Source organism: Dyadobacter frigoris (genome assembly GCF_005280585.1).
GTDB lineage: Bacteria > Bacteroidota > Bacteroidia > Cytophagales > Spirosomataceae > Dyadobacter > Dyadobacter frigoris.
In genome coordinates, this window is sequence record NZ_SZVO01000014.1 from 192,647 (window position 1) to 206,717 (window position 14,071).

Sequence of the window (14,071 nt, forward strand, 5' to 3'; positions counted from 1 at the left end):
TCGAAAAACAGTTAAACTTAAATATCGATAAATTCAATAAGCATGAAACAAATTTTAAAAATAACCTTCCTTGTTGGTGCAATTCTATTTCCCCTATTTCTATCAGCACAAGATAGTCAAACCAACAATGCAACGATCTCCGGAAAAGTATTGGATTCCAGGACCAACGAAGCATTGATTGGTGCCACGGTAACAATTAAGGGCACAACCAACGGATCTGTGACAGACGCAAACGGGGAATTTAGCCTGATTACAGCCCAGAAACTACCCTTCACACTGATCGTTTCGTACGTCGGGTATGTGAGAAAAGAGGTTCTGACCAAAGGAAGCGGGGTTGAAATCAAACTTGATTTGAATAATACCCAGCTGGATGATGTCGTTATTTCCTCGCGTCGTCGTCAGGAATCTGCTCAGGAAGTACCTATTCCTATTTCTGTGATCAGCGGGACAAGAGCCGAAGACGCCGGAGCTTTTAATGTAAACCGTCTGAAAGAATTGGTGCCTACGGTACAGTTGTATGCGTCGAATGCACGGAATACAACCCTGAATATTCGTGGATTGGGCTCAACGTTCGGACTTACCAATGATGGCGTTGACCCAGGTGTTGGTTTTTATGTGGATGGAGTTTATTATGCTCGTCCGGCGGCAACAGCACTGGATTTTATTGACATTGAACGCGTTGAAGTTCTTCGTGGACCTCAGGGAACACTTTTTGGAAAAAACACAACGGCAGGAGCTTTTAACATAACAACCCGTGCAGCAAGTTTTACACCCGGAGCCAACGTGGAAGCGAGTTATGGTAATTTAGGTTTCGTTCAGGCGAAGGTTTCACTTACAGGACCAATCAGCAAAAAATTAGCGGCACGCGTTTCCTTCACAGGTACGCAGCGCAACGGTACGTTTTACAACATTCATACTCAATTACCGATCAATGATATCAACAACATTGGCGTAAGAGGGCAGATATTATATACGCCGAACGAAAATATCAATATCACCGTGATCGGGGATGTTTCGGATCAAAAACCGAATGGGTACGGATGGCCGGTGGCAGGAGTTGTACCAACCAAAAGAGCAGCATACAGACAATTCAATGCTATTATCGCTGATTTAGGATATACATTGCCCTACAAAAGTGCTTTTGAACGTAAACTGGATCTGGATACACCTTCAAAGGCGGATAACCGGTTGGGTGGAGTTTCAGTTAATGCAGATATAAAATTAGGGAAAGGAACATTAACCAGTACTTCTGCATGGCGTTTCTGGAAATGGACACCATTGAATGACAGGGATTATATTGGATTGCCGGTATTCACGATATCATCGGGTAATTCGGCACACGATCAGTGGTCGCAGGAAATACGGTATTCAGGAAAAATATCGCCAAAATTAAGCGGAGTGGTTGGCGTTTTCGGCCTTTGGCAAGATCTTAAATCCGATCCAGTACAAACCGAAGAAGCCGGTTCGGCACAATGGAGATTTGCACAAAGTTCAACAAGTGCTCTTTGGAAAACGCCCGGATTGTTTGACAACTTTGGTATTCGCACAACAAACCGTATTAAAAGTACCAGTTTGGCCGTTTTCGCGCAGGCTGACTGGGTAGTGACTAACAAGTTTCATATTTTACCTGGTATCCGTTACAACTATGACAAGAAAGTAGTTGATTACAAAAGAGAAACCTACGGAGGATTACAAACCACTGATCCTGCACTGATCGCTTTGAAAAATGGCGTATATACCAACCAGGCATTTAACACGGATTACTCAGAAGGGAATTTCTCGGGACAGCTTTCTTTACAATACAAAGCCAGTACTAATTTGAATGCGTACGCAACTTATTCTGTTGGTTACAAGCCAATTGGGGTAAATGTGGGTGGTTTGCCAACAGCGAATGGTCAGAATTTGATTGATCTTGCCAAGGTGAAACCAGAATATGTGGATCACAAGGAATTTGGTGTGAAAACCAAACCATCGGCTAATTCGGTTTTAAATCTTACCATCTATCGTTCGGATATCAAAGACTATCAAACACAGGTACAAACGCCTGAACCTGGCGTAAACCGTGGCTATCTGGCGAATGCGGAAAAAGTTCGTGTACAGGGTGCAGAGGTAGATGGAAATATCCGCTTGAAACATTTTACTTTTAACGCCGCTATTGCCTATACTGATGGAAAATATGTTCGTTTTGCCAATGCTCCTGTGCCACTGGAGGAAGTAGGAGGGGCTCAGGCTTTCAAGGATATTTCGGGAGGAAGACTGCCAGGTATCTCAAAATGGTCGGGCTCAGTGGGCGGTGAAGTTGTTGTTAAAGGATCATTGATTAGCCTGAAAGGAAATTACTTTCTTGGAATCGATGAATTCTTACGGTCAGAATTTTCATCTAGCCCGTCTCCTTCGCAGTACCTGAATATTGGTGGCTATGGACTTACCAATGCCCGTCTTGGTTTCCGAGCTTCTAACGGACTTTCCTTGTATGTATGGGGAAGAAATATTTTCAACAAGAACTATTACGAACAACTATTGGCGGCTCCTGGAAGTTACGGACAATACGCCGGTATAGTTGGTGACCAACGTACCTATGGAGTCACCGTGAGGTTTACATACTAATTAGTTGTTGATAGTATCGCTGATGCATATTGGCAGCTATTAATTCAACTTAAACGAAAGACAGTAGCAGACTTTGTTTTGCTGCTGTCTTTCGTTTTTTATTGTACAGCATTCTGGCAGATTACCCGTTAGGATAAATATTGGTACACCCAGGCTTGGGGGAATTCCTTTCAATTATTTTAAGGTAAGTACGTGGATATAATTATTTGATAGAATTAAAGTACTCAATTTGCTTTATTTCAAATAGTTAAATTGAAATTAAATACGTCCATGTACTTAGAAATATTAAGTTTCACGTTTGTCAGAACACATACACGTATTGAAAAATAAAATACTGATGGCAATTTGTTGGTGTCATATTGAATAAAAAGAACTCCGTTTCGTAAGTAAGGCGCTGCGTTTTTAATATTAGTCCTGCCTGGACGCACATTTTTTTTGTAAAAAATCAAGAAATCCTGTTGAAATTTAATTTTAGCGGGATTTTTTTGCGTTTTAGATCACCAAAACGTTCAAAAATGCTCAAAGTTAAAAAGCATCTTTCAGTGCGTCTTTTCTTTTTCAAAAAGGTGCACTGAATTGCTCGTAATTAACTTTTAGTCAGCCTGTTAAATATATTTATATCTTGTGCAGCAATGCGGCATTTGTTTAACTAAAACTTTTTGCAAAATGATCGGGAAAGGATTCGGATGCGTTGGGCGTGAACAATGGCCATGCTGGCAAAAGAGCCGCCGGAAGCCGAAGAAATAAACCTGACAATATTGGAAGTGGTTTCCCCTTTAAGCTGATCTGCTCCGGATAGGAAAAGCAGCCGAGTAAGAAGTCTGCTGCACTAAAGCCTCCCCTTCAAAAACACAGGCCGATGTTATTCAAGCCTTCCGAAAGCCTGGGTCTGGTACTGCCGCCATGAGAGAGATATCTGTTGTATTAATATAAATACGGTTTCTTTAACGTGTAAAATCATTTTAGGAAAAATAGCTGTTGAGATCTTCTAATCGCTATCCGACTATATTTCAATAGAAATTTCTCTATTTTTTTGTGACTTCGCTGCAAATCCTACGTAGAATTTACAACGGATGAGCATAAGAATATGACATCCTTCATATCGGCAAGATCGTCAAAATTCCAATCCCTCCTTAATTAACAAACAGTATGAGAAGAAGTGGTCAATTCATTATCACACTTTTGATTTTTCTTGGATCGAAATCTATATCAGCACAGAAAAATTATTCAATAGAACAGTATACCGGAGATAATGGTCTGCCGCAAAACAGTGTCAAAGGAATAACTGCCGACGGTGCAGGTTTTATCTGGCTGGCTACTGAGGATGGGTTGGTAAGGTTTGATGGCCGCCGGTTTTACACTTTTAACCGTTTCAACCTAAAAATTTCAAGAAACCGGTTTTACATGATCACTCCACCTTTGTTGCCAGCGAAAAGCCTGTCAGGCGCTGTCGGAAAAGATAAGGAGGTATTTTATTCGGCTGTCAACGCGAACGAATATGTGCGGATACACAAAGGAACGGCAGTCGTTGATCCACAATACAACGCAGGAACAGCGTCGATCCCATTTTTAAAAGACGGGCATGTTAAAACGTTTATTGCTTCCGGACTGCCCTATTATTTGGGAGAACTCGCCATACCAAAGCATTACATTATTCCGGTAGACGAAAGCCAGTATTATATCTGTGATAGTCTTAAAGTAGTGCACTATCAGGACGGGATTGCAAAATCAAGCAATGTATTTGCGGGCAGATTCTGGAACTACTTTACTTTACGAAAGAAATTATATTACCTGGTCAATGAGCAGTCTGTGAAGTCTATTGAGGGAAATATAACTACAAATATCAGCCTGTCCGGTGATATCCTTAAGGATATTTCTTATGGGAAAAAGAAATCGAAATTATTCTGGAATGTGGCTTCGGATCAAGCCTTCCTTTATCTGGGTAAAAATCTTTACATGATCATTCCAAATAAAAAGCACGGACTGGACACCCGCCTTATCGTGGAAGATTTTGATTTGAGCTCCCGCAACATATTCTCGATACATTTGGACAGCGTCAGTGAAAAAGTCTTTTTGGGCAGTGTCACACAAGGTCTCTTTATTTTAACGAAACAATTGTTCCAGGCACTTGCTACAAAAGAGCAAGAACTGAAAAATGTTTTTTATGCCCAAATACCTTTTGGTACAAATGCCGTGCTCACACCGACCGGGACCGTCATTGGAAGAGATTCTGCCACCGGCCAGGTATTCAGCAGAAATCTGCCGGTAATAGCAAAGAACAATACCTTTGATAAATACAGTCTTCTTAGAGATACCCAGGGCTACATTTGGATTAAATCCGGGAATTATCTGTTCCGGATGGATTCCAAAGGAGAGAAGTTGATTGGGAAATGGAATCTGGGGGGAGAAATCCGGGAGATTTTTTATTCGAAATCCAAAGAAATTTGGGCCATTGTAATAAAAAGGGGTTTATATAAAATAAATCGTCGTACCCGCCAGCCTGAGCGTATTCTGGCAGACAGGAACATTACGTATCTGCAATCTGAAAGTGCAGGCAGAATGATACTGGGTACAACGGCGGGTGTATACGTGATGAACGGCTATTCAGGAAATCTTACTTTACTGAAAGGAACAGAAGGTGTCGATGTTAAAAGTATTTATGTGAGAGCGGGCGGCCAGATATGGATCGCCGCACGTGACGTTGGAATTATGCTCATTTCAGGTAACGAAAAGGCGTTCAGGTTTCCTTTGGACAGGGAGAAGTTTCTGGCAAGTGCTCATGATATTATCGATGATGGCCGGGATGGGTTCTGGATACCAACCAATAAAGGCCTTTTTCAGATCTCAATAAAAGATCTGGTTCAATATGCAAAGTTGAAAACGGGCATTATCCATAAAAGTAACGAAGATAATTCTGCCGGTTCACAGCCTGCCGAACTGTTTTACCGTTATCATTCCAGAGAAGAGGGTTTTAATACCAATGAATTTAACGGCGGTTGTGAACCCTGCGGTTTGAAATTACCAAACGGTTACATTTCTCTGCCGTCTCTGAATGGATTTGTCTGGTTCAGGCCAGAAACGATTAAAGATTATAAATCAGACGGAAGTATCATATTGGACCGGGTGGAAGTGAACCAGAAACCCGTAGCGGTTTCAAATGATACAGTTCGTTTTCCGAGAAATCCGGAGCTTGTCAAACTAAGTTTTTCCACAGCTTATTTTGGAAATAAATATAACCTCAAAGTATCCTATGCGCTCATGGATGAAAATGAAAAACGCATTTCTACCTGGATACCCGTAGACCGGGAGAATATTGACGTCGAATTTTCAAACCTTCATTCAGGGAATTATACCCTGATCGTAAGGAAGCTGACTGGCCTTGGCGTAAATAACTACATCCTGAAAAAGGTGTACTTTATTGTTCCATTGTTCTGGTATGAGACATGGTGGGCAATCGTTTTGTTTGTATTCTTACTATTTGCCATTGCGTATTCTTACAGCATATTCAGAATCAGAAAAATAAGACAGGAAAAAGGAAAACTGGAAGAAATTGTGGAACGTCGTACGAACCGGTTAAATCATGCCATGATCGATCTGGAAACGTCTAAAGATGATATGTCCAGGCAGTTACATATGTTATCACGATTGCTGGCTTCCATGACCCATGATATCCAGTCGCCGCTCAATTATATAAATCTTACTTCTTCCAATATCTCCAGAATGATTGGGCAGGGGAAATTCGAGGAAGTGGCAGAGCTTGGCGAACTTATTGCCGATTCTTCCCAGCGTATGAGTAATTTACTGAAAGGGCTTTTGAATTACATCAAAGTGCATGTTTACGAAAATGCACTTTGTTTAGAGCATATTGATCTTAAAATACTGGTAGACGAAAAATTTGGAATATTCAAAAATATGGTTGCTTTGAATAACTCCTGGTTCGTAAATGAGATACCTGATGATATTCAAGTGTTATCTGACCATCAGATGCTTGGGATCATGATTCATAATCTTATTGACAACGCAGCAAAATATACGAGCGGTGGCCAGATTAAAGTATATATATCAAATTATTCAGAGAACAAATTAGTACTTGTTGTAGCAAATTCCTCCACGGGGATACCGCAGCAGGTTCAGGATATGATCAATACGGTTGAAATTGAGGGCGCACTGGATCTTTCAAAAAGTGGTTATCGAAAGACAAGTCTGGGGCTTTTGATTGTCAAGGAAATTGCTGCATTACTCGGGATTGGTTTAAAAGTGGAGCAAACGGATATGACAAGCTTTTACATGATTTTTAAGAAGAGTATCTGAGGATAGCAGAAATTTAGTTCGTTGCGTGAAATGTTATTTAATGGTAAGGACTTCAGTATCGGTTGAATTACAGGTAATGGTTTCGGGTAATGTTAACGGGTAACATAGTCGCAAAAGTTTGTAAAACGTTTATACTGAAGCGTGTGTCCGGGTATGTTGATCATTACAAACCGGTATTATACCTGTAAAATGTTGCCGGGAGACAATTTGTAAACTCCCGGGTACTTCAATGTATCAGATTTTACGAGGAAAGTACGAGGTAGATATTTTGGACAGAAATGTAGAAATAGTAATCTATTTGCTACATTTATATGCGGATGATGCCTGGAAATCGTCCAAAATTTAACCCTCCTCGTAAAATTTAGGTAAATGAAAAACGAATTACTTACCCTGGTAATTTTACTGGCGATTTTATTGCCGGAAGTTACCTTCAGCCAAAAGAATTATACGGTTACCAATTTTAATGGTGACAATGGGTTGCCGCAGAATAGCGTCAAATGGATGTTTTCTGACTCGGAGGGTTTTTTGTGGCTGGCAACCGAAGATGGCCTTGTAAGATACGATGGCCGCAAATTTTATATTTTCAATCGAAAAAGCCTGGGCGTTTCTAACGTCAGGATAGGAACTGCCATGCCGGCTGATAAGCCGGTCTCCGGACGTAGTAAAAAGAGTTATGTCATTTTTTCCGGCGGAGAAACGGTCCGGGTTGAAAATGGAAAGGCCAGCATCGATTCTGTTTTTGATGAGGATAAAAACAAAAATATGTTTGCCATCAAGGAAACTAAGGCGATATACCGCGAAACATTTTTGCCTGAGCCGATCAGCCTGTCACAGTATCCTAATGATAATAACTACCACCTGTTTCAGGCCGGAGACACGGAGCATAATTACCTCTGTGACAGTAATTCCGTAAGCTTTTTTCTAAATCGAAAGAGACAGTATACCATTCCTTATCGCGGAACGCCGGTACGGGAGTTTTTTACCATGGGAGGGAATCTTTATCATCAGAAAAGTAACGGGGATATTATGGGTTTCTCGATGGGTAAACCTGTGGAAATGACAGTTTCAGGCGATATCGAGAACGAACCCGGGTACAAAGAAAAAAAACAGCGGGTTATTGTGTATTGGAACAGTTTGTCAGACCAGACTTTTTTATACATCAATAAAAACCTGTACTGGCTTAACGAAATCAGGGATAGGGCAGGGCATGTTCATTTAGTAACCCGTTTGCTGGTTGAAAATTTTGACATTGCTTCAAAGCTGATCCGGGCCATTTATTTTGATAATTACAATCAAAAGGTTTTTATGGGAAGCCCAACCCAGGGACTTTTTATTTTATCAAAACAAAGTTTTGAAGTGCTTAAAAATAAAGGGGATGAACGTAGAAATGTTTTTTATGGTGAAATGCCCTATAAAGATTATGCCGTTTCGACACCTAATGGGATGATTTTCGGGAAAAATCCTTTGACAGGAGCAGTGGTTACAGAACAGCTGACGTTATTGGCAACTGTTAACCAGTGGGATGGCAAAACCATCATGAGAGATGCTAATGCATCCATTTGGGTCAAAGATGGCCGGAGTCTTATTCATTTGGACAGGACTGACAAAATAATTCTCGGACGCTGGGAGCTAGATGAAGAAATACAGACCCTTCATCAGGGGAAAATGAAAAAAATCTGGTTTGGTGTGCTGAAGAAAGGTCTCTGCCATATAGATCCGAACGACTTAAATGCAAGGCCCCAATTATTTATCAAAGGGTCTTTGGAGCAAATTAACTACATTGAATCCCTCTCGTCCGACCGTTTGCTGTTGGGCACAACAACAGGATTATATCAGGTTGATATTACCGATAAAAAATTAAAATTAATTCCGGGCACACAAGGGTTTAATATTCAATCGATTCATGGTTTTGGAGCCCATCAGGCCTGGGTTACTGCCCATGAGAAGGGACTTATGCTGCTGGATTCTACTGGTTTCCTGACTGTTTTTCCAATGGATAAAAACAGCTATCTGTCCAGTCCTCATTGTGTTGTGGACGATGAGCGCGGCTATTTATGGATTCCCACCAACCGGGGGTTGTTTCAAATGTCCGTCAGGGATCTGCTTCAATATTCGGCTTTGAATAAAGCATCAAAGCTGAATATGGACCCGACCGGCATAAGGAACAGGGTACCGGCAGAGCTGTTTTATGCCTATCATACCAAAGATGAAGGATTTAACACCAATGAATTCAACGGAGGTTGCCAGCCATGTGGTTTGAAATTACAAAATGGCTATATTTCACTGCCCTCCCTCAACGGATTTGTCTGGTTCAGGCCGGACCAGATCAAAAATAGCTTTCCAAAAGAACAGATCCTGCTTGATAAGGTGGAGATTGCGCGAAAGCTTTTATCTTTTTCAGGGGATACACTTATTTTTCCGCAAAACCCCAGGCAGATCAATTTACACTTTTCAACAGCCTATCTCGGCAATCCGTACAATGTCAATTTTTCATATGCACTCGTTAAAGAAAACACCCTGCCTATGCCATCGGACTGGCTTCCAATTGACAATGATGAATCTGATATCCGGTTTTCCGTCCTCTCATCCGGGGATTATGTGTTGATGATCAGGAAGCTAAATGGATTTGGCGTTGATAATTATACTATAAAAAAGCTATTCATCGTCGTACCGCTTCTTTGGTATGAGCAATGGTGGGCCAAGGCTTTCGCAGTATTAATTCTAATTGCGTTTGTGTATTTATACAACATTTTTAAAGTTAAAAGAATAAAAAAGGAAAATCTAAGGCTGGAGGAAGTTGTTCGGAACAGAACAAAAAAATTGAATAAAGTTGTTTGGAAACTGGAGGAATCTACAAAAGACATGAACCGGCAAATGCACATCATGTCCAGGCTTATGGCTTCTATCACACACGATATCCAGTCGCCTCTTAATCATGTTGGCATTGCCTCCGCAGGTATACCCAAAATGCTTGAACAAGGGCGGTTAGGGGATGTTTCCGAGCTTGGATCTATTATTGCAGATTCAACCAAACGTATGAATTCCATGTTGAGCGATCTGTTGAGTTACATCAAAATTCAGGTTTTTGGTAACAGAATGAAGTTTGAAGAATTCAATTTGAAAGTGCTTTGTGATCATAAAATTCTATTATTTAATAACCTGATCAAAGAAAATAATTCTCGGATTGTCAATGAAATTCCGGAACAAGTCATGGTCTTTACGGATTATCAGATGCTTTCTGTTATTATCCATAATTTAATTGATAACGCGGCCAAGTTTACTAAAAATGGTGAAATTGTGATCAGTACCTGCAAGGAGGAAGGAAAATCTCTGGAACTGACCATTTCCAACGACAGCAGTGGTATCCCGGCCGATCTTATGGATATGATAAATGCGGAGGAATACGAAGGGACTATGGATCAGATACCAAGAAAAAAATCAGGAATGGGGCTTTTAATTGTTAAGGATCTAACAATTTTACTCGGAATAGGATTAAGCGTTGAACAAGATGTCCGTACGAAATTTCACCTGCGGTTTGAATGATTTCACTGCACTAATTCAGCGCCTCTCCGATTGATATTTCAAACAGGCGCTGAACCAGGCTAGAAATTTTTAAGTAAGGATACTTTTTTCGATAGCTCAATGGGGTTGCTCACTTCCAGTTTGTCGAAGATTTTTCTCTTGAATGTACTTATCGTATTTTCTTTCACATTGAGCATGATCGCGATTTCTTTCGTCCACTTACCTTCCGACATAAGTTGCATCACCGTCATTTCCCGCGGTGATAATGCATTAAAGGCCCCCTTTAATTTTGCGAAATCCTGATTACCTATATTGTTCAGCATTTCATTTTTTATGTCCTGGCTCACGTATTTCTCGTGTTTCATCAAAGTCATTAAAGCTTCATGAAATTCTTCGGATGTGGTCTTTTTTGATAAATAGCCGTCCGCTCCGGCTTTTATATAGGGTAGTGCATAAATTTTTTCATCAAAACCTGAATAGATCAGAATAAGAATGTCTTTTTGAATTTGGCGTATGACAGAAATCATTTCCATGTCTTTTCCGCCCGGAATATTCAGGTCAAGTATCAAAAGATCAAAAGCCTGATTTTTTAGTAAATTGAGGCCATCCGGAAAATTGCAGCTATTGGAAGAGGTGGCAGCGGGATAACTTTCATCAATTAACTTTTTAATACCTAATAATATAACAGGATGATCTTCAATGATTAGAAATTTCATTACGTGAGGAGGTTATTGTAAGGGGTAAATTTAATTTTAAAATTAGATATTATCGTGATTTTTTTTCAATAATTTAAGTGCCGGTCTGTTTGATGTAAATAGTTGATTATAAGTCGGTAGTGTCTTTTTGGTTTGTCGATCAAAAAAAATCTGTTACAGGTATATAACCCGGGCAGAATGAAATACAAACCCCTGATTGTATAAAAATATAGTGTGTGCAGGTGAGAGGAAGGTTATATACGTTTGTGGTGTATTGTGTTTGAAAATCATAAAACCGATTCGATTCCAAATCCGGTTATTTTCAAATTTAAGTAGAAAAGGCAGTTTGATTTGTAGAGTATTTACGATTTTATTGTAGAAATATATCGGTTCAGTTGAATGGCTGGTCCAGGGGGTTCACGCAAGGAGCGCTAAGTTTTTTCTTTGCGTGCTTTGCTTTTTTCTTTGCGTGGCCCTTTGAAACCGCAAAGATTATTTTCTTACTACGATTTTCTGTGAAGATACCGGGCCGTTAATCCACGTAGTGTTCATGATATACATGCCTGTTGGCAGTGTCGTGACATTGATCGTGCCGGTTGTCGGAACACCGGACTGGTATACTGTGCGGCCCATAAGATCCGTGATCAAGATCCTGGTTACTGCGCTGTAATCCCGGATGAATAATTCGGATGCAACCGGATTGGGGTAAACGGACAGGTCATTGCCTGTTTCAAATGTCACACTTTGAATACGGCTGTATGTAAATGCTGCATCTTTATCAATCATTTTCAGTCGATATAAATTCCCTCCGTTTGCAGGATTCAGGTCCGTAAAGGTGTAACTTTTTTTCATAGTGCTTTCACCTTCAGAAACAACCTCCCCGATTTTACTCCATTTTTTGCCTGTAATACTATGCTGAATCTCAAAATGATCACTGTTTGTTTCAGCAGTGGTTTCCCAGTTGAGTTTTGCCATCCGGGCTTCTTTGCTTACTATAAATACAGCAAGGGTGACAGGCAGCGGTTTGGCGGTAACATCAACTGTAATAGCCGCCTGATTTGAAAATTCTCCGTTCAGATCCTGGACCACGTAGTTGATAGCAGAAGTGCCCACAAAACCGGCGACGGGTGTGAAGGTTACTACACCCGTCAGGTAATTGACGGCAAAAAGGCCTTCGCCTGATATGTTATAGGAAAAGACCCTTAATCCTGTCACCGGATCGATCAGCTTGACGATCTGCGGGTCTATCATGGCCGTACCCGCAATATCATTGTTCCATACCGTCAAACTTACCGGCGTATTCTCCTGCGTTGTGGCAAAGTCAGGTACTGCTGTGGGAGGTGTAGGTGTAACGGTAACAATAATTTCTGCCTGGTTGGATAGTACTCCCGTTATATCCTGAACCGTATAGTTCACAGGCTTTACAACACTTCCAAATCCGGGAATAGGCGTGAATGTAATCGTGCCATCCAAAGGATTGACATTGAAGGTTCCCTGATACAGGATTGTAACGGAAAGTACCGATGCCCCCGTATACGGATTAATAAGCATCACGGTCAGTGGGTCAATCATTGCGGAGCCTTGTATGTCATTGGCCAATACGGTCAGGGTTACCGGTGTCATTTGCGCGGTGGTGGCTGCATCCGCTACTGCCACCGGAGGGCTGGCGGCGCCTACCCTTATTGTTGCGCTGATTTTAGTTTCAACCCGGGCAAAAAGCGGGGAACCGCTGAAAAAAATCACTGCTGCAAAAAATGCGCTGTGCGTAAGTATATTTATTTTCATGAACTTGATCTTGTTGAAATGATAAATTGCAGAGAACAGGAACACTTATAATTTTAAAAAAATACCCTTCCGCAAAATGCAAAAGGGTATTTTTTTAAATCAGAAGAGGGGGTTACTTACCTGATGATCACTATTTTATGATTGCTTACAGCACCGTTGATATTTGCAATGTGAAGAATGTAAGTGCCTGGTATAAGCTTGCTTACATTAATGCCATTGCTGTTTACTGTACTGCTGCTGAAAACAGCGCGTCCGTTCATATCCAGAATAGAAACCTGTTTAACCTGCGCCAGATCCATATCCTGAATGAATACTTTGTCTGATGAAGGATTAGGGTAAATGCTCACCGCAGATCGGTTAAGGCCATCAAATTTCACACTCTGGATACGGCTGTATGCATACGTTGCATCTCTGTCAACCATTTTCAGACGGTACAGGTTTTCGCCGTTTACAGGGTTAGAATCGATGAAAGTGTAAGTGTTTTTTACGTTGCTGTCACCGTGAGAATCTACCGATCCGATCTTGTTCCAGTCCTTACCGGTAACGCTGTGCTGAATTTCAAAGTGATCACTGTTGGTTTCAGCAGTCGTTGCCCAGTTTAGTCGAGCTACCTGTCCTTCCTTCGTTACATTGAAAGAGGTAAGTGTCACAGGCAGCGGAGTTGCGTTGATCGTGATTGCGGCAGGATTCGAGATCAGTCCGTTTACATCGGTTACGGTATAGGTAATGGTACTCGTGATCGGCACGGTTACGAGTGGATCCGGAGTAAAGGTCACGTCACCTGTTATCGGATCAACCGTATAAGTTCCTTCATTCGGAATCGTTATCGAAGTTGATGGTATTCCTGTGTTAGGGTCTATCAGTTTCACCGTAGTCGGGTCAATCGGTGCTGAACCTGGCGTGTCGTTGGTCAATACCGTCACGATAGCCGGATTTCCGTTGGTAGAAGTTCCTATGTCAGTTTTTGCCACGGGTGGTGTAGCCGTTACGGTAACCGTAATGGGAGCCGGATTTGAAATCACTCCGTTCACATCTTTTTCCGTATAATTAACCGGCGTGGCAGTTCCTGTGAACGTCGCTACCGGTGTGAAAGTGATATCACCCGTTGTCGTGTTCACCACATAGGTACCTTCACCCGGAATGGTCACGGA

General features: G+C 41.2%; 6 protein-coding genes. 3 read left to right on the top strand and 3 right to left on the bottom strand.

Translation table 11 applies throughout. From position 1 onward, the window contains the following. Positions 1-42 precede the first annotated feature (42 nt). From FDK13_RS26225 to FDK13_RS26235, 3 genes are all read left to right on the top strand, one after another. The gene (locus tag FDK13_RS26225) at positions 43-2,607 is read left to right on the top strand and encodes a TonB-dependent receptor (RefSeq protein ID WP_137342980.1); all 2,565 of its coding nucleotides are present in this window, start codon (positions 43-45) and stop codon (positions 2,605-2,607) included. A 1,149-nt stretch (positions 2,608-3,756) separates the two neighbouring features. Further along, positions 3,757-6,918: a sensor histidine kinase gene (locus FDK13_RS26230; RefSeq protein WP_137342981.1), complete on the top strand. Its 3,162-nt coding sequence runs from the start codon at positions 3,757-3,759 to the stop codon at positions 6,916-6,918. A gap of 369 nt (positions 6,919-7,287) precedes the next feature. After that, the gene (locus FDK13_RS26235; RefSeq protein WP_137342982.1) at positions 7,288-10,461 is read left to right on the top strand and encodes a sensor histidine kinase; all 3,174 of its coding nucleotides are present in this window, start codon (positions 7,288-7,290) and stop codon (positions 10,459-10,461) included. A gap of 59 nt (positions 10,462-10,520) precedes the next feature. Here the strand turns inward: FDK13_RS26235 and FDK13_RS26240 are convergent, their stop codons facing one another. The 3 genes from FDK13_RS26240 to FDK13_RS26250 form a co-directional block, all read right to left on the bottom strand. Beyond that, entirely contained in the window at positions 10,521-11,156 is a 636-nt protein-coding gene (locus tag FDK13_RS26240; protein WP_137342983.1) for a response regulator transcription factor, read from the bottom strand. A gap of 471 nt (positions 11,157-11,627) precedes the next feature. Beyond that, positions 11,628-12,920: a cadherin-like domain-containing protein gene (locus FDK13_RS26245; RefSeq protein ID WP_137342984.1), complete on the bottom strand. Its 1,293-nt coding sequence runs from the start codon at positions 12,918-12,920 to the stop codon at positions 11,628-11,630. 116 nt (positions 12,921-13,036) lie between these two features. Beyond that, on the bottom strand, positions 13,037-14,071 hold a 1,035-nt coding region (locus tag FDK13_RS26250), incomplete at its 5' end, for a T9SS type A sorting domain-containing protein (RefSeq protein WP_137342985.1).